Below are 17,960 nucleotides of genomic sequence, written 5' to 3' on the forward strand. Positions count from 1 at the left end.
CCGCGGGCCGAGTGTTGATGCATGACACTTCTTGATTCGCTCCGTGGTCCCGAGGATCTCAAGGACCTTGGGCCGAATGAGCTCACCGGTCTGGCCGCGGAGATCAGGGACCGATTGATCTCCACGGTGTCGGCGAACAGTGGGCACCTGGGTCCGAACCTCGGAGTCGTCGAGCTGACCATCGCCATGCACCGCGTCTTCGACTCGCCGCGCGATCCGCTTATCTTCGACACCGGCCACCAGTCCTACGTGCACAAGCTGCTGACGGGCCGGCAGGAGGAGTTCGCCACGCTGCGGCAGCCCGGCGGCATGTCCGGCTATCCCTGCCAGGCGGAATCGCCCCACGACCACGTGGAGAACTCGCACGCCTCGACCTCGCTGTCGTACGCCGACGGCCTGGGCAAGGCGTTCAAGCTCCGCGGCGAGGACGACAGGACCGTGGCCGCGGTCATCGGCGACGGCGCGCTGACCGGCGGCATGGCCTGGGAGGCGCTGAACAACATCGCCGCGGCCAAGTCGAACCGCGTCGTGGTCATCGTCAACGACAACGGCCGCTCGTACTCGCCGACGCACGGCGCCATCGCCAGCCACCTGGCGCAGGTGCGGACGTCGCAGAAGTACGAGAACGTCCTCGCCTCCATCAAGTCGACGCTGCCCAAGACCCCGTTGGTCGGCGCACCCCTCTACGAGACGCTGCACGGCATCAAGAAGGGTCTGAAGGACGTCCTCCAGCCGCAGGTGATGTTCGAGGACCTGGGCCTGAAGTACGTCGGCCCCATCGACGGCCACGACCAGGCGGGCCTGGAACTGGCGCTGGCGCACGCCAAGGACTTCGGCGGCCCGGTGATCGTGCACGTGCTGACCCGCAAGGGCCACGGCTACGCGCCCGCGGAGGACAACGACGAGGACCACCTGCACCAGGTCGGCGCCAACACCGACCCGCGGACCGGCGCGCCGGTGAAGAAGGCCGCGCGGACCTGGTCCCACGTGTTCGCCGACGAGATCCTGAGGATCGGCGGCAAACGCGAGGACGTGGTGGCCATCACCGCGGCGATGCTGCACCCCACCGGGCTCGCGCCGTTCGCGAAGGCGCACCCGGACCGGGTCTTCGACGTCGGCATCGCCGAGCAGCACGCCGTCACCATGGCGGCCGGCCTCGCGATGGGCGGGCTGCACCCGGTGGTGGCGCTCTACTCGACGTTCCTCAACCGCGCGTTCGACCAGATGCTGATGGACGTGGCCCTGCACAAGCTGCCGGTCACCTTCGTCCTGGACCGCGCCGGCGTCACCGGCCCCGACGGCGCCAGCCACAACGGCATGTGGGACGGGTCGATCAGCCAGATGATCCCGGGCATGCGCGTCGCCGCGCCACGCGACGCCAAGCGGCTCTCGGAGCTGCTCACCGAGGCGCTGGAGGACTCCACGGGACCGACGCTGCTGCGCTGGCCGAAGGCGCCGGCCGGCGAGGAGGTCCCGGGCCTCGGCAAGCTCGGCGGCATGGACGTCGTGGCCCGTCCCGCGGAGGGCACCGGCACCGACGTGCTGCTCGTCGGCGCCGGCGTGATGGCCGGGGTGTGCGCGGACGCCGCGGCCCGCCTCGCCGACCAGGGCATCGGCGCGCTCGCCGTGGACCCGCGGTGGGTCAAGCCGGTCGACCCGGCGCTGGCCGCCGCCGCCCGCGACGTACGGCTCGTGGTCACCGTCGAGGACAACGGCATCTCCGGCGGCTTCGGCGACGCCGTCGCCCGCGACCTGCGCGACGCGGGTGTGAGCACCCCGGTGACGTGCTTCGGCCTGCCGCAGGAGTTCCTGGACCACAACACCCGCGGCAGCATCCTGGAAGAGGCCGGGCTCACCGGGCAGCACATCGCCCGCTCGGTGACCGAGGCGGTCTCCGGCCGCCGCAGCGACATCGCGGACACGGTGGTCGGCTCCCGCTGACCGCCGCCGACCGCACAGGGCCGGTGCCCCCCTTCCGGGGAGCACCGGCCCTTTCGTGCCGTACGCGCCTTTCCTAGCCGGCGAGCGCGATCTCCATCTCGTCCAGCTCGGCCTTGATGTCGATGCGCGCGATCCTGCCGTCCCTGACGGTGAGCCGGAACGCCACGTGCGGCCGGCCGCGGACGAGCCACACCAGCCCCTCCGTGCCGTCGACGTTCGCCAGCACCGGCGCCCACGTCCGCCCGGCGAAGACGCGGTTGACCGCGTCCGCCCCGTGCAGCTCCGACTCGACGCCCATGTTGGCGGCGGCGGGGTCCGAGCGCAGCACGATGTCCGGGTCCAGCATCTCCAGCAGGGCTTCGAAGTTGCCCTCGCGGGACGCCGCAAGGAACGCGCTCGCCAGGCTCGTCTTGCCGGTGCGCAGCGCCGCCGCACCGCCCTCCCGGTAGACGCCGAGCGGCGTGGTCTTGGCGATCGGGGTCGCGTGCTGCACCCGCCGCCGGGCGCGGCTGGCCAACTGCCGCGCCGCCGCCGGCGACCGGTCCACGATCGTCGCGATCTCGTCGAACGGCACCGCGAACATGTCGTGCAGGACGAACGCCAGCCGCTCCGCCGGCGACAGCGCGTCCAGCACGACGAGGAGCGCGAGGCCGACGGAGTCGGCGACCAGCGCCTCCTCCTCCGGGTCGTCCGGCGCGTGCTCGTCGCGTGTCCCGCCGGTCCCCTCGGTGTCCACCAGGTCCTCGGGACGGGACTTGCGGGACTGGAGCATGTTCAAGGAGACTCGGGCGACGATGGTGGTGAGCCAGCCGCCGAGGTTCTCGACCCGGCTGGTGTCCGAGCGGCTCAGCCGGATCCACGCCTCCTGGACCGCGTCCTCCGCCTCGTCGGTCGAGCCGAGCATCCGGTACGCGACGGCACGCAGGCGAGGTCGATCGGTCTCGAATCTTGCGGCCAGCCAGTCGTGTTCATGCATCTGGTCACGTCCTCCCACCCATGGGCCCGGAGTGAGCTTACTGGGTTCCGATGCGGGTGTGACCTGCACCCCCGCATGATCGGCGGGCATTGCAAACACGTTGCCAAGTCGACACCAAGCCGATCGCAAGCGAAATGAGCAAAGATATCGCTTGTGCACCGTGCGATAGCGGCGGTGGCACGGCCGAAATCGCGGTAACCCCGAGTTGGGAGCAACGGGAAACTTCGGGGAAATCTCTACCTACAGAAGGTGGATGCCAGGCATGTCGACTCTTTGCAAACCAGCGGTGAGCGTGCCGGAATACGTCATCACCATGGAAGAGACCCTGGAATTCGCCAAGAAGGTGCACGCGGGAAAGCCGCAGCTTCCGTTGGCGCTCCGTCTCATTCAGAAGACCGGGGTTCGTAAGAGGCACATCGTCCAGCCGATCGAGGCGACCCTCGGCCACCCCGGCCTGGAGGAGCGCAACCGGGTGTACGAGGTCGAGTCCAAGAAGATGACCCCGCCGGTCATCGAAGAGGCCCTGGCGAACGCGGACCTCACGGCCCAGGACATCGACGCGATCATCTACGTGTCCTGCACCGGGTTCCTCATGCCGTCGCTGACCGCCTGGCTCATCAACACCATGGGCTTCCGGTCCGACACCCGGCAGATACCCATCGCGCAGCTCGGCTGCGCCGCGGGCGGGGCCGCCATCAACCGCGCGCACGACTTCTGCCGCGCGTACCCGGACAGCAACGTCCTGATCGTCTCCTGCGAGCTGTGCTCGCTGTGCTACCAGCCGGAGGACGACGGCATCGGCTCGCTGCTCTCCGACGGCCTGTTCGGCGACGCCGTCGCCGCCGCCGTCGTACGCGGCCGCGGGGGCAGCGGCGTGGCGCTGGAGCGCAACGCCTCGTACCTCATCCCGGACACCGAGGAGTGGATCTCCTACGCGGTCCGCTCCACCGGCTTCCACTTCCAGCTCGACCGCCGGGTCCCCGGCACCATGGAGCCGCTGGCGCCGGTGCTGCGCCAACTGGCCACGAACCACGGCTGGGACGTCGAGAAGCTGGACTTCTACATCATCCACGCCGGCGGGCCGCGGATCCTGGACGACCTCAGCAAGTTCCTCAACACCGACCGGCACATGTTCCGGCACAGTTGGTCGACCCTGACCGACTACGGGAACATCGCCAGCGCCGTCGTGCTGGAGGCGCTGCGCCGCCTCTTCGAGGAGAACTCCGTCCTGCCCGGCGCCAGCGGCATGATCGCCGGCTTCGGTCCCGGCATCACCGCCGAGATGTCGGTCGGAAGCTGGGTCGGCGACGGGCCGAAGGAGCCGGTGGCCGGCACGCCCGTCGCCGCCGCCGTCGGCTGAGCCGGCGCCCTCCGCGCCTCGTCACCCACCACGAAGGGGTTCGAACGTATGACCAGCCTCGTCGTCCCGCCCGGTCAGGGACGGAAGCTCATCACCAAGGCGCAGGAGGTGACCTTCAAGGTCACCGGCGCGGACAACGGCTTCGCCTCGACCTTCGAGGTCATCGTGCCCCCCGGCTTCGACGTCGGCGCGCACGTGCACGAGGACGCCAAGGAGTTCTTCTACGTGCTGGAAGGCGAGCTGGAGCTGTTCGCCTTCGAGCCCGTCACCCGCACCGAGGACACCTGGCACAACTGGGAGTCCACGGAGGGCGTCAAGCCGCTGCGGGCCGGGCCCGGAAGCTGCATGTTCGTGGACAGCGGCACCCCGCACGCCTTCCGCAACCCCACCGACACCCCGACGCGCATGCTCTTCCAGAGCTCCCCGCCGCCCGACCACGAGCGCTACTTCGAGGAGATCTGCGAGATCTTCTCCAGCGGCGAGGCCGTGGACCCCGGCGCGGTGCAACTGCTGCGGGACCGCTACGACGTCAACCAGATCACGCCGCTTCGCTACGGGTAACCGGTCTCCTACCAGCGCCACCCGAGAGGGCACGATGGACAGCATTCCATTGGTTCACGCGAGTTTGGGCAAGCAGGAGCTGGCCGCCGTCGAGGAGGTGTTCGCCTCCGACTGGACGGCCGGCCAGGGCCCGCGGGGCAAGGCCCTTGAAGCCGAGCTGGCCCGCCGCTACAGCGTCGCCGACGCCGTCACCCTGAGCAGTTGCGCCGCGGCGCTGCACCTCGCCCTGCTCGCGCTGAAGGTGGAGCCCGGCGCCGAGGTGATCGTCGCCGACTACACCTTCCCGGCGCCCGCCCACGCGGTGCGCTACGTCGGCGCCACGCCGAAGTTCGCCGACGTACGCCCCGACACCGGCACCGTCGACCCGCAGGCCGTCGCCGACCTGGTCGGCCCGCGGACCGTCGGCATCATCGCCGTGGACACCGTCGGGCTGCCTGCCGACTACGCGGAGCTGCGGCAACTCGCCGACCGGCACGGGCTCTTCCTCATCGAGGACGCGGCCTGCGCCATCGGCGCCACGTACCAGGGCCGCCCGGCCGGCTCGCTGGCGCCGATCGCGGCCCTGTCCTTCCACGGGCGCAAGGGGATCACCAGCGGCGAGGGCGGCGCGCTGCTCGCGGAGGACCCCGCGATTGGCGCGGATGTGCGATTGCGCTCGTCGTTCGGCATCGGGAGCATCTTCGACAAGGCCCGGATCGTGGGCCTGCCGATCCCGATCTTCACGGACATCGGCTACAACTACAAACTGTCCGACATCTCCGCCGCGATCCTCCAGGTGCAGCTCGGCCGGATCGAGGAGCTGCTCGACCGCCGCAACCTGGTGGCGGCCCGCTACGCCGAACTCCTCAAGGACGAGGAGCTGGCCACCGTGCCGCACGTGCCCGCGGACCGCACCCACGCCTGGCAGTCGTACCTGCTCACGCTCGACCCGGACGTCGACCGCGCCGGCGTCGCCGCCGACCTGCGCGCCCAGGGCATCGGCTGCGGCCACGGCACCTGGGCCAGCCACCTCCAGCCGGCGTACGAGACCGACCAGAGCTGCCCCGTCTCGGCGGACCTCTCGCAGCGCCAGCTCGCCATCCCCATGCACGCCGAGCTGTCCGTCGAGCAGGCCGAGCGGGTCGTGACCGCGCTGCGGGCCGCGCTGCGCGACAACACCGGCGCGTCCCGGCGCTACGCGGGAACCGCGGCGCCCCGTACCACGTCAACCATCACCGGCCGGCAGGCCGACAAGGGAGGAGCGGCATGAGCGACGGCCGTCCGACGTCCGATCGGATCATGCGGCTCATCACGGGCTACTGGGCCACGGGCCTGGTGGGCACCGCGTCCACGTACGCCCTGTTCACCCACATCGAGGACGGCGCCCGCACCGCCGAGCAGCTCGCCGACCGCGCCGGGATCTCGCTCCGCGGCACGCAGGCCCTGCTCGACGGGCTCGTCAGCCTGGAGCTGATCGAGCTGCACGCCGGCGAGTACCGCAACACCGAGGAGGCCGCGGCCTTCCTCGTCGACCACCGGGCGACCAGCCTCACCGGCTTCGCCAAGGTCAAGATGGGCCACATGGGCTCGGTGGCGGCCCTGCCCGACGTGGTCCGCGAGGGCGCCCCGCTGACCACCTCCGTGGTCGAGGTCGCCGACAACCCGCACTGGGAGGCGCTGGTCCAGGCGCTGGCCGCGCAGTCCGTCGCGGTGGCCGAGGTCGCCGCCGACGCGCTGAAGCTCGCCGACGCCGGGGAGGTCTCCATCCTCGACATCGGCGGCGGCTCCGGCATCTACTCCGGCACCTGGCTGGACCTCAACCCCGCCGCCCGCTCGACGCAGCTCGACTGGTCGCCGATCAACGACATCGCCCGCCGGCTGCTCGCCGAGCGCGGCGTCGGCGACCGCGTCGACTACATCGCCGGCGACCTGCACACCACCGAGCTGGGGGAGGCCGCGTACGACTACGTGGTGTACTCCAACATCGCGCACCAGGAGGGCCCCGAGGACAACATGGCCCTCTTCGCCAAGGTGCGGAAGGCGCTCAAGCCCGGCGGCACCCTGGTCGTCTCCGACTACGTCGTCGACGACGACCGCAGCGGCCCGCAGTTCGCGCTCCAGTTCGCCGCCGAGATGCTCCTGAAGAGCAGGCACGGCAGCACCTGGCGGCGGGCCGACTACCACGGCTGGCTCACCAAGACCGGCTACGAGGAGATCACGTTCCAGCCCACGCCCTCGCCCACCACGCTGATCTTCGCCCGGTAAGGGACGAGCCGACCGTGGCACGGGGGAGCGGGACAGGTTTTCGGCGGAGGGAATGCAGTGAGCCCTGATGGCAATCGGGCGGTCGTCTCGACGGGTACGCGGTCGGCGGTCGCTTACGGCACCTTCCGCGCAGCGACGCCATGAGCGCCGGCGCCGTAGTCGCAGCCAAGGAGCACGAGGACGCGTCCGGCCAGGACGACCTGTTAGTCGGACGCGGCGCCAGCCCGGCCGGTTACATGGGTGCCACGCCCACGTCGCTGATCGGCCGCACCCGCGACCTCGACCGCCTCGCCACCGTGCTGTCCGCGCCCGAGGCCGGTCTGGTGACCGTCACCGGCCCGGCCGGGGTGGGCAAGAGCCGGCTCGTCATGGAGTACTTCCGCCGCTTCGGGTCGGGCCCGGACGGCACCGTCGAGGTGTTCGACTTCGGCCGGGTCGCGGACGCCGCCGCGGGCACGCTGATGCTGCGCCGGCTCAAGGAGCAGTTCCACGAGGGCGCGACCCCGGCCCGCTCGGCGCTGGAACTCCTCGGGCCGGGGCGGCACACCGTGCTCTTCGACCACTACGAGGACGTCGCCGATGAGCTGTCCCCACTGCTCGCCGAGTTCCGGCGGAGCTGCCCGCAGGTGCGGATCGTCACCGTCGGAACCGCTCGGCTCGGGCTGTACGGCGAGCGGGTCGTACGGCTCCGGCCGCTCCCGACGGGGCACAGCGCCGAGGCCGACCTGCCGGCCGTCGCGCGGATTCCGGCCGTGGAGCTGTTCGTACAGTGCGCCCGGTCGGTACGGCCCGAGTTCAAGCTGACCGCGGAGAACTACCGCCACGTGCTGGCACTCTGCCGGCTCGTCGGCGGCCTGCCGTTCGCCATCGAACTGGCCGCCGCGCAGGTCAAGCTGGCCGAGCCGGACCTGATCCTGGAACGCTACGAGCGCGGCACCGGCGACCTCCAGCGCATCGACCGGCACCCGTACTCCCGGCACTCCGGCATCTCCGACATGGTCGCCTGGGTCTTCGCCCGGCTGCGCGCCGACGAGCGCCTGCTGCTCGACCAGCTCGCCGTCTTCGAGGGCCCGTTCACCACCCGCGCCGCCGCCGGCGTGCTCGCCGGCTTCGACGCCACCGGCTACCGGACCATGGAACGGCTCATCGACGCCAGCGTGCTCATCCCCGACGAGCGGCCCGACGGCGAGCTGAGCCTCAGCATCCCCAGTTGCTTCCGGCAGGCCGCGGCCCGCTCGCTGGCCCTGCTGCCCGCCCACGAGACGCTGCGCCGGGCCCACGGCGAGTACTTCCGCACGCTCGCCGCCGCGCGCCCCGCGGCCGAGCCGGGCGCCACCGGCACCGGCCGGCGGCCCGCGTTCGGACCGGAGACCCGGGCGGACCTGCTCGCGGCGTTCGCCTACTGGCGCGAGGCCGGCGACGGCCGCTCCATGGCGGTGCTCGCGGGCGCGCTGCGCGAACAGTCCACCGGCACCGCGCAGACCCGGCAGTGCCTGCGGCTGACCGAGGAGGCGCTGCGGGCCGGCGTCGAGGACGCGCGGCTGCACGCCCGTACGCTGGAGGCCGCCGGGGAGCTGGCGATGCGGCTGGGCTCCGGCGCGGCCCGCGGCTTCCTCGCCCAGGCCCGGGACGCCTACCGCGCCGTCCACGACGACGCCGGCGTGGTGCGCTGCCTGGGGCTGCTCGGCGACGAGGCGTACGCCGTCGGGGATCTGGTACGTGCCCGCCGCCGGTTCGAGGAGGGCCTGGCCGTCACGGCCCTGCCCGCCCGCACCGGTGGCACCGGCGACCCGGCAGCCGGCGGCGGCCGGTACCTCACCCGCCGGCTGGCCGTGGTGCTGCGCGAGGCGGGCAACCTCGCCCGCGCCGACGAACTGGCCCGTACCGCGCTGGCGGCGGAGCTGGGCCGCGAGGACTTCGGCGGCGCGGTCACCGCCCGCTACGTCCTGGCCTCCGTGCGGCTGCTGGAGCAGGACTCGGCGGAGGCGCGCGCCCTGTTCGCGGACGCCGCGGAGCAGCTCGGCGGGCTGGCGGACGCCGCGGAGCGGCCCGAGTGCCTGGAGCTGCTGGCGATCGCGCTGTACAAGTGGCGCCGTATCACCGACTGGCGGCTGCTCACGGCGACCCTGGGCCTGGCCAACCGGCTGCGCCGGCGCCAGGGCCTCGCGCGCCCGCGCCCGCTGACCGAGCTGACCACCGCGATCCTCGCCACCGCCAGCCAGGAGCTGACCGCCGACGACTACATGTGGGCGTGGCGCTCCGGTGCCGAGATGACGTGGGAGGCCGCGATGCGGCTGATGCCGGCCGAGGACGCCCGGCCGGTGGCCGGGTCCGAGGTGCCCACGGACGTCGCCGACATCCTCACCAAGCGGGAGCTGGAGGTCGCGCTGCTGGTGTCCGAGGGGCTGACGAACCGCGTCATCGCCCGCCGGCTCGGCATCGCCGAGTGGACCGTGGTGAACCACCTGCGCAAGGTGATGCGCAAGCTGGGCTGCCAGTCCCGCGTCCAGGTGACCCGCCGGCTCGCCACCGGCTGACGACCGCGGCGGAAGGCGGCCCGCCCCGCCTTCCGCCCGCGCGTCTTCCCTCCGACTCCCTCGTTCACGGGGTGTTACGTGATCCGTACGCACCTGTGCTGACACCGTGTCGACCGGCCCCGTACGATCCGCTACCGGGGGACGGGGAGAGCTGCGTCAGGTCAGGGGTGGGGAGACTCGTGCGACGACGGCCTGTGGGGTACGCCGGATCCGTGCTGCTCGCCGCCGTGCTCGCCCTCGCGGGCTGCACGGGCGGCGACGACGGCCCGTCCGGCGGCGGTGTGTCCGGCCCGCCGGGCGGACCGGACACGAAGGGCGGCCCGAGCCCGGCGCCGACCTCCGCGCTCGACGCCGACCCCGCCAGGGCGCCCAGGGACCGCGCCGGCGCGCGGGCGCTGATCGGCGACGTCATCGCCGACCCCGCGCTCTTCGGCCCGGACGCGGTGCGCGCCACGCCGTACGAGAGCGACCCCGCCCGCTGGTCGGTCCTCGGCACCGACTGCGTCTGGCGGCAGGAGCCGCTGCCCGACGACGTACTCGCCACGCTCTCCCGGCACTTCGAGGTCCCGCCCGCCGCCGGGAAGGACACCGCCCGGCTGGTCGCCGTCGTCACCGTGCACGGCACGGCCGAGCAGGCCGACTGGGAGAACGCCGGGATGCTGGAGGAGATGCTCCGCTGCCCCGAGCAGCAGCTCGGCACCGGCGAACGGCTCACCGACCTGATCTCCTCCGCCTCCTACTACGGCGACTCCGAGAACCTCTACGCCGACGACGTGCTGCGCGAGAGCGGCGAGTACCGCGGCGCGGGCACGGCGGCGACCCCGTACGCCTGGATGCAGATGCGGCTCGGCCCGGTCACCGTCTCGGTCTCGGTCCGCGCCGGGCGCGGCTACGACAGCACGGAGGCCCAGGACATCGGGCGGGAGGCGGGCGTCCGGATGCTCCAGCGGGTGAAGGGAGCCCTCGGGCACGACGGCGGCGGTGACGGCGGCGGGGGTGCGCAGGGCAAGAGCGCGGACGAGGACCCGCAGGGCGACCGGGCGCAGCGCAACGGGACCGAGGGGAACGGCCGGTGACGGAGCAGCTCACGCCCTCGGACCCGGTACGGATCGGCGGCCACCGCCTCCTGGCGCGGCTCGGCGCCGGCGGCATGGGCGTCGTCTACCTCGGCCGCGCCGACGGCGGCGAGCTGGCCGCGGTGAAGGTGATCCGGCCGGAGTACGCCGCCGAGGAGGACTTCCGGGCCCGGTTCCGCCGCGAGGTCGCCGCCGCCCGGCGGGTGCGCAGTCCGTGGGCCGTCCCCGTCACCGGCGCCGACGCGGAGGCCGAAGCCCCGTGGCTGGCCACGGCGTTCGTGCCCGGCCCGGCGCTCGCCGAGGCCGTCGCCGTGTGCGGCCCGCTGCCGGAGCGCGGCACCCGGATCCTCGGCAAGACCCTCGCGCGGGCGCTCGCCGCCGTGCACGCGGCCGGGCTCGTCCACCGCGACGTCAAGCCCGGCAACGTGCTGCTCGCCGTGGACGGCCCGCGGCTCATCGACTTCGGCATCGCCCGCTCCCCGGAGGAGACCGCGCTCACCTCGCCGGACGCCGTGGTCGGCACCCCCGGGTTCCTCGCGCCCGAGCAGGCGCAGGGCCGCGAAGTCGGCCCGGCCGCGGACGTGTTCGCGCTGGGCTGCGTGCTGGCGTACGCCGTCACCGGACGCCCGCCGTTCGGCACCGGCGCCGTGGACGCACTGCTGTACCGCACGGTGCACGACGAGCCGGACCTGTCCGGCGTCCCCGACGGCGTACGGGACGTGGTGGCCCGCTGCCTCGCCAGGGACCCGGCCGCCCGCCCGAGTGCCACCGAACTCGACGAGGCCCTGGTCGAGGACGCGCCCGAAGGCACCGCGGAGTGGCTGCCGGACGACGTCGTACGGCTGATCGCCGACCGCTCCGCCGCGATGCTGGCGCTGCCGGACATCGACGCCACCGCGGCCGGAACACCCGAGCCGGCCCCGGCGCCCACCGGCCGGCGCCGCTTCCTCGCCCTCGGCGCCGGCGGCGCGGCGCTGCTCGCGGCGGGCGGCGGCGCGGCGCTCTGGGCCGGCCTGCGGGACGACGGGGGATCCGGCCCGGCCGCACGCCGGTGGGCCCTCGGCGTACAGGCCGACCTGAGCGGGCCGCAGCGCGCGGCCGGGCGGGCGCAGGAGCGCGGCACGCGGCTGGCCGTCGAGCAGTTCAACGCCCGCGCGCGCCGGCCCTTCGAGCTGGACCTCGCCGTGGCCGACGACCGCGGCGACCCCGCCGCCGCCGAGCGCGCCGCGCGGCGGCTGGCGGCCGACCGCGACGTCCTGGCCGTCATCGGCTCCACCGGCGACAAGACCACCGGTGCGGCCCTGACCGGCTACGACGAGCGGCGCGTCCCGCAGCTCACGGTCTCCTCCGCGCAGGGCGCGTACGGCACCGCCTCGCGCCGCTCCCTCCTCCAGACCGTGCCGACCTACGGCACCACCAGCCTGCCCGTCGCGCTGATGCTCCAGGCCGAGGGCGTGCGCCGGGTCGGCATGGTGATCGACCGGGCGGCGGGCGAGTTCGCGTGGGAGGAAGGCCATCTGGCGTACCGGACCCTCGGGCTGGTGGAGATCGAGGTGTACCCGCGGGTGGTGCCGCGGAGCGCGGCCTCGCCCGCCGCCGTCGTCGCCGACCTGCTGGACCGCGAGCCCGGCGCCGTCTACTACGCCGGCTCCCCGCGGCGCGGCGCCGACCTGGCCCGTACGCTCGCCGCGCGCGGCTTCACGGGCGTACGGATCCTCGGCTACCCCGCCGCCGGGCCGGAGTTCACGGCGCGGGCGGGCGCGGTGGCGGACGGCTGGGAGGTGTACGCACCGTACATCGACCCCGGGGCGAAGCCGGTCGCGGAGTTCGCCGCCGCGTTCCGCAAGCGCTACGGGCGGGCCCCCGGGCGCTGGGCGGCCGAGGCGTACGACGTGACGCGGATGGTGCTCGACCGCCTCACCGAGTCGGTCCGGGGCGGGGAACGGCCCGCGCGGGGGCGGCTGTTCGAGCTGCTGACGAAGGACACGTACCGCGGGCTGGTCAGGGACTACGAGTTCCAGGACGGCTACCTCCAGGGCGTCGAGACGTTCCGCTACCGCGTCGCGGACGGCCGCTTCGGCTACGCCGGCCCCGCCGACGTGGGCGAGTGAGGGGGCCCTCGCCGTGCGCGCGCTGACCCCCGACGACCCCGAGGACATCGGCGGCCACCGCCTGCTGGCACGGCTCGGCGCCGGCGGCATGGGCGTGGTCCACCTCGCCCGCACGCCGGGCGGTGCGCTGGTCGCGCTGAAGGTCATCCGCGCGGAGCACGCCGCCGACCCGGGCTTCCGGGCCCGCTTCCGCCGCGAGGTGGCGGCGGCGGGCCGGCTGCGGGGGCGCTGGCTGGTGCCGGTCGTCGCCGCGGACGCGGAGGCCCGGGAGCCGTGGCTGGCCACGGAGTTCGTGCCGGGGCCGACGCTGACGGAGACGGTGGACGGCTACGGGCCGCTGCCGGAGCCGGCGGTCGGGCAGCTCGGCGCGTACCTGGCCGCCACGCTCGCGGACGTCCACCACGCCGGGCTCGTCCACCGGGACGTCAAGCCCGGCAACGTACTGCTGACACTCGACGGCCCCCGGCTCATCGACTTCGGCATCGCCCGCACGGCGGGCGCCACGGCGCTGACCGAGAGCGACGTCGTCATCGGCACCCCCGGCTACCTCGCCCCGGAACAGGCCCGCACCGGCGCGGGCGACGTCGGCCCGGCGGCCGACGTCTTCGCCCTCGGCTGCGTCCTGGCCTACGCCGCCTCGGCCCGCCGCCCCTTCGGCACGGGCAACCCGGCGGCGGTGGTCTTCCGCACGGTCCACGAGGACCCGGACCTGTCCGCCGTGCCGCAGGGGGCGCTGCGCGGGTGGGTGGAGCGGTGCCTGAGCAAGACCCCCCAGGGGCGGCCGACCGCGGCGGAACTGGCGGCAGGGCTGGAGGCGGCGGTGGAGGGGCCGGGGCCGGGGGAGAAGGGGGCCGGGGCCCGGCCCGCGGACGCCGCGGCGCCGGCCGGGCCACCCGAGGCGGGGCACGCCGGGGACACCGTGGTGGACCCCACGGGGTGGCTGCCCTCCGCCGTGGTGCGGATCGTCGCGGAGCGCTCCGCCCGGGCGCTCGACATCCCCGCCCCCCTCCGCGACCCCGGCGCCGCCGGGTCCGGCCCGCCCGACGTCACCACCCGGACCGCGCCCGCGCCCTTCCCCGCGCCCTCGCGCCGCCGGTTCCTGGCCGCCGGCTCCGCCGCCGCGGTGCTCGCGACGGGGGGCGGGCTCCTCGCGTACGCCGTCGCCCGCGGCGGTGGCGGGGGCTCCGGACCGCCCGTGCACACCCTCGGGCTGCACGCCGACCTCAGCGGCCCCGGGAAGGACACCGGGCGCGCCCACGAGCGCGCGGCCCGGCTGGCCGTCGACCGGCACAACGCCCGCGCCGACGCCGGCTTCCGCCTCGCCCTGGACGTGGCCGACGACGGCGGCAGCGCGGAGCGCGCCGCCCGGGTCGCCCGCCGGTTCGCGGACGACGCAGCCGTACGTGCCGTCCTCGGACCCACCGCCGCCGCCTGCGCCGCGGCCGCCGCGGGCGTCTACCGCGAGGCCCGGCTCGGCGCCGTGCTCGTCGGCGTCGACGGCGCCGGGGTACCGCAGGCCGACGCGGGTGCCCTGTGCGTCACCCGGGCGCCCGAGGAGCTGCTGCCCGCCGCGCTCCTGCACTACCTGGCCGACGTCCGCCCCGCCGACCGCACCGCCGTCGTCCGCGACGAGGGCCGCGCCGCCTGGGACTTCGCCCGCGCCTTCGTCGACAACCCGCCGGGCGGCGGCACCGTCACCGTCCACGACGCGGACGACGGCATCGACGGCATCGACGGCGCAGTCGACGCCGCGCTCGCCGCCCGCGCCCGCGCCGTCGTCTACGCCGGCACCTCCCCGGACCGCGCCGCCCGGTGCGCCCGCGCGCTGGCCGCCGCGGACTTCACCGGCCCGCGCGGCGGCATGCGGCACACGCTGGGACCGGCGTTCCTGGCGGCGGCCGGTGCGGCGGCGGCCGAAGGCTGGTCGTGCGGCGCCCCGTTCAGCGACCCCGCCGCCGCGCGCGACTTCGCCGCCGCCTACCGCGGCGCGTACGACGCGGCGCCGCCGCGCTGGGCGCCCGAGGCGTACGACGCGGTGGGCCTGGTCGGCGCCGCGATCGCCCGGCTCCGGAAGGCCGCGGCGGACGCCGGTCCCGACCGCGGGGCGCTCGCGCGGGAGCTGACCCGGGACACGTACCGCGGTGTGGCGAAGACCCTGCGCTTCGCGCAGGACGGGACGCACCGGCTGGAGCCCGCGGGATCCCTCTTCCTCTACCGGGCGCGCGGCGGGAAGTTCGCCTTCCTCGGCCCGTACGACGAGGTGCGGCCGGACTCCTGAGCCCGCCGCCCCCGCCGCCTCCGGCAACGCCCGTACCCCGGGGCGCTACACCTTGCGGGCCACCGCCGCGTACTGGGACACCTCAGCGTCCAGCGCCGCCGCCTCGGCGTCGGTCGGCGGATCCCCCTGCGGCTTCCAGCGGTGCGGCGCGACCAGACCCGGCGTGACCAGCTCAAGTCCGGCGAAGAAGGGTTCTATCGAGTCCTTCGCGCGCGTGGTCAGCGGGATGCCCTGCCCGTGGTAGATGTCCTGCACCCGCCCGATGTGCACGGGATCGAAGTCGGGGGTGCCGTGCGACAGGGCCAGGAAACTGCCCGGCGCCAGCGGCTTGACCAGCGTCTCCATGATCTCGTGAGGCGCCTCGCGGTCCGGGATGAAGTGGAAGAGCGCGTTGCAGGAGAGCGCGATCGGCCGGTCGAGATCGAGGGTGCCGCGTAACTCGGCGGCCTCCAGGATCGTGTGCGGCGCGGTGACGTCCGCGTGCAGGTACGCGGTGCGGCCCTGCGGCGTGCTCGTCATCAGGGCCTCGGCGTAGCGCAGCACCAGCGGGTCGTTGTCGGTGTAGACGACCCGCGCGGCCGGGTTGGCTTCCTGCGCGACCTGGTGGAGGTTCGGCTCCGTCGGTATTCCGGTGCCGATGTCGAGGAACTGGTCGATGCCCGCCTCGGCGGCCAGCCAGCGCGTCGCGCGGCTCATGAAGGCACGGTTGACGCGGGCGGCGGTACGGGCCTGGGGCCAGACGGAGAGCACCTGCCGGGCGGCGGCGTGGTCCACCTCGTAGTTGTCGTGCCCGCCCAGGATGTAGTCGTAGATGCGGGCGGGATGGGCCCGGGTCTTGTCGACGTGGGGCGGGCCGTGGGTCTCGTCGGTCACGTGGTCTGTCCGTTTCGGTCGTGCCGGCGCTCGGCGGCGGGGGGCGCCGGTGTAGGGGACGCGCGTGGGGCGGCGGCCGGGGCGCATGCTCAGGAGAGCAGGAAGTCCGCGTCCCCGTTCTTGATGCCGGCGATGAACGCCCGCATCTCCTCCGCGGTGTAGACCAGCGCGGGGCCCTCGTCCGCGGTGCTCTGGCGCAGCGCGACGCGGCCGTCCGGGAGCCGCTTCGCCTCGACGCAGGCGTCGCCGTTGGGGCCGCTCCACGGTTTGTCCCAGCCCTCGGTGCCGAGGTCGCGCGCGGGCATGCCGTTGTACACCTGGTCCCCGGTCGGTACGCCGGTGGGGCGGGAGTCGTTCGAGCCGTCCATGTGCGTCATCCTCATACTTCCTTCCGGATGTTGGCGATGATGTTCTCGGTCTGATGTGCCGGCGGCGCCTGCGTGGATATCCGGTTGAGGGCTTCCAGGCACTGGGACACCAGCGCGGTGTCCTCCACGTACGCGGGACCGGTCATGCTCTCGCTGTAGCCGAAGTCGCCCAGCTCGACGGCGGGGAAGCGGAGCAGGTGCAGCGGCCCGTACATGGCCGGGTGCGGGCCGGTGTCGAACGGGAGCACCTGAAGGGTGACGTTCGGCATCCGGGCGGCCTCCACCAGCCGGTCGAGCTGCGCGCGCATCGTCCGCGGCCCGCCCACGGTGCGGCGCAGCGCCGCCTCGTCGACGACGGCCCACAGCCGCAGCGGCTTCGGCTCGCGTATGAGCAGCCCCTGTCGCCGCATGCGCAGGGCGACGCGGCGCTCGCGCTCCTCGGCGGCCAGCGGCAGGTGGCCGGCGGAGAGCAGGGCGCGGGCGTAGTCCTCGGTCTGGAGGAGTCCGGGCACGCAGTGGGGCTCGTACGCGCGGATGAGGGTGGCGGCCGACTCCAGGCTCACGTACAGCCCGAACTGTTCCGGCAGCACGTCGCGGAACCGGTGCCACCAGCCCGGCTTGTTGGCCTCCTCGACGAGGTCGAGAAAGCACTCGATGTCCCGCGGTGGCAGCCCGTAGGTGCGCAGCAGCTTCTCCACGGAGGCGTACTTCAGGCCGACCTCGGCCTTTTCCATCCGCCGGACGCTCGTCGCGTTGACGCGCAGCGCCCTGGCGGCCTGCTCCGGCGTGAACCCGGCGTTCTCGCGCAGGTTCTGGAGGCGTCGGCCGAGTACGATCTGGCCGGCCGTGGGGGCCGACTGTCCGGATATGGCTGTCGGGCCCGCCTCGCCGCCCGCTCGCGCCATGGATCTCTACCTCCGGGACCAACTCGGGGCGTTGTCGGTGGGTTTGCCGGAGCGCAGTGTGTCACGCCGGTGGGATCGCTCGCAGCGCTATGCATTCCCGATGTTGCAGACTGCAAAACAGCGCTTGCGATCTGTGCGCGGCCCACGCATAGTTGGCGCGTGACGCCGTTCACACGGCCGACATCCGCCCACGTGCCAAGCTCCGGGGCGGTTCGGACGCCGTGGCCCCCCTCGACGGACGTACGGAAGGCACCCCGGCCCATGGCCCCCTCATCCCACAGCGCGCTCGGCGCCGCGGCCGACTTCGACGTCGCCGCGTCCGGCGAGAGCTTCGAACTCCCGGCCAGGGCCGCCTCGGTGGCCGAGGCGCGGGCACACGTCCGGCGGCTGCTCGGCCGCTGGCGGTTGTGCGACGACGTGTGCGGGGCGGCGCAGTTGGTGATCTCCGAGCTGGTGACCAACGCCGTGCTGCACGCGAGCGGCAGCCGGATCGTCTGCCGGCTGGCGCTGCGGCCCCCGGGGGTGCGGCTGGAGGTACGGGACCAGGGCGGGGCGTACGGGGTCCCGATCCCTACCGTCGCCGGGCCGGAGGACGAGTGCGGGCGCGGCCTGGGGCTGGTCGCGGCGGTCAGCGAGGCGTGGGGCACGGAGCCGTCGGGGGCGGGGTTCGCGGTGTGGGCGACGATCGGGGCACCCGGGCGGGTGTGAGGCGACCGGCCGCCGGGGCCGG

Annotated in this window: 14 protein-coding genes; 10 read left to right on the forward strand and 4 right to left on the reverse strand. The window is 74.1% G+C overall.

The genetic code is table 11. From position 1 onward, the window contains the following. The first annotated feature begins 21 nt into the window (after positions 1–21). Positions 22–1,941 (forward strand): 1-deoxy-D-xylulose-5-phosphate synthase, encoded by a 1,920-nt coding sequence (dxs, locus tag QBL21_RS07160; protein WP_407561149.1) that lies wholly within the window; start codon positions 22–24, stop codon positions 1,939–1,941. Between the two features lie 73 nt (positions 1,942–2,014). On the opposite strand, the gene QBL21_RS07165 is transcribed toward dxs, so the two are convergent. After that, entirely contained in the window at positions 2,015–2,917 is a 903-nt protein-coding gene (locus QBL21_RS07165) for a sigma-70 family RNA polymerase sigma factor (protein WP_407561150.1), read from the reverse strand. Positions 2,918–3,179: 262 nt separating this feature from the next. Between QBL21_RS07165 and QBL21_RS07170 the strand changes: the two genes are divergently transcribed. The 8 genes from QBL21_RS07170 to QBL21_RS07205 all read left to right on the forward strand — a co-directional run bounded on the left by QBL21_RS07170 (position 3,180) and on the right by QBL21_RS07205 (position 15,084). Beyond that, positions 3,180–4,277 (forward strand): type III polyketide synthase, encoded by a 1,098-nt coding sequence (locus QBL21_RS07170; RefSeq protein ID WP_407561151.1) that lies wholly within the window; start codon positions 3,180–3,182, stop codon positions 4,275–4,277. A gap of 48 nt (positions 4,278–4,325) precedes the next feature. After that, positions 4,326–4,838 carry a cupin domain-containing protein gene (locus tag QBL21_RS07175; RefSeq protein WP_407561152.1) on the forward strand — a complete coding sequence of 171 codons (513 nt, stop codon included), beginning with the start codon at positions 4,326–4,328 and terminating at the stop codon, positions 4,836–4,838. 34 nt (positions 4,839–4,872) lie between these two features. Then, positions 4,873–6,087 carry a DegT/DnrJ/EryC1/StrS family aminotransferase gene (locus QBL21_RS07180; protein WP_407561153.1) on the forward strand — a complete coding sequence of 405 codons (1,215 nt, stop codon included), beginning with the start codon at positions 4,873–4,875 and terminating at the stop codon, positions 6,085–6,087. Then, positions 6,084–7,082 (forward strand): methyltransferase, encoded by a 999-nt coding sequence (locus QBL21_RS07185; protein ID WP_407561154.1) that lies wholly within the window; start codon positions 6,084–6,086, stop codon positions 7,080–7,082. Before QBL21_RS07180 ends, QBL21_RS07185 begins: the two co-directional genes overlap by 4 nt. A gap of 140 nt (positions 7,083–7,222) precedes the next feature. Then, entirely contained in the window at positions 7,223–9,619 is a 2,397-nt protein-coding gene (locus QBL21_RS07190) for a LuxR C-terminal-related transcriptional regulator (protein ID WP_407561155.1), read from the forward strand. A 179-nt stretch (positions 9,620–9,798) separates the two neighbouring features. Then, positions 9,799–10,695 carry a hypothetical protein gene (locus QBL21_RS07195; RefSeq protein ID WP_407561156.1) on the forward strand — a complete coding sequence of 299 codons (897 nt, stop codon included), beginning with the start codon at positions 9,799–9,801 and terminating at the stop codon, positions 10,693–10,695. After that, a complete protein-coding gene (locus QBL21_RS07200; protein WP_407561157.1) occupies positions 10,692–12,806 on the forward strand; it encodes a bifunctional serine/threonine-protein kinase/ABC transporter substrate-binding protein in 2,115 nt (704 codons plus the stop codon). Before QBL21_RS07195 ends, QBL21_RS07200 begins: the two co-directional genes overlap by 4 nt. A 13-nt stretch (positions 12,807–12,819) precedes the next feature. Next, positions 12,820–15,084, forward strand: coding sequence for a protein kinase domain-containing protein (locus QBL21_RS07205; RefSeq protein WP_407561158.1), 2,265 nt, complete (start codon positions 12,820–12,822; stop codon positions 15,082–15,084). 45 nt (positions 15,085–15,129) lie between these two features. On the opposite strand, the gene QBL21_RS07210 is transcribed toward QBL21_RS07205, so the two are convergent. The 3 genes from QBL21_RS07210 to QBL21_RS07220 all read right to left on the reverse strand — a co-directional run bounded on the left by QBL21_RS07210 (position 15,130) and on the right by QBL21_RS07220 (position 17,230). Continuing rightward, entirely contained in the window at positions 15,130–15,957 is an 828-nt protein-coding gene (locus QBL21_RS07210) for an SAM-dependent methyltransferase (RefSeq protein WP_407561159.1), read from the reverse strand. 89 nt (positions 15,958–16,046) lie between these two features. After that, a complete protein-coding gene (locus tag QBL21_RS07215; RefSeq protein WP_407561160.1) occupies positions 16,047–16,340 on the reverse strand; it encodes a DUF397 domain-containing protein in 294 nt (97 codons plus the stop codon). Further along, positions 16,337–17,230: a helix-turn-helix domain-containing protein gene (locus QBL21_RS07220; protein WP_407561161.1), complete on the reverse strand. Its 894-nt coding sequence runs from the start codon at positions 17,228–17,230 to the stop codon at positions 16,337–16,339. Before QBL21_RS07220 ends, QBL21_RS07215 begins: the two co-directional genes overlap by 4 nt. A 261-nt stretch (positions 17,231–17,491) precedes the next feature. Here QBL21_RS07220 and QBL21_RS07225 point away from each other — a divergent pair, with 261 nt between their 5' ends. Further along, the gene (locus QBL21_RS07225) at positions 17,492–17,938 is read left to right on the forward strand and encodes an ATP-binding protein (RefSeq protein WP_407561162.1); all 447 of its coding nucleotides are present in this window, start codon (positions 17,492–17,494) and stop codon (positions 17,936–17,938) included. The last annotated feature ends 22 nt before the right edge of the window (positions 17,939–17,960 follow it).

It is taken from the genome of Streptomyces sp. 184 (genome assembly GCF_045781775.1).
GTDB lineage: Bacteria > Actinomycetota > Actinomycetes > Streptomycetales > Streptomycetaceae > Streptomyces.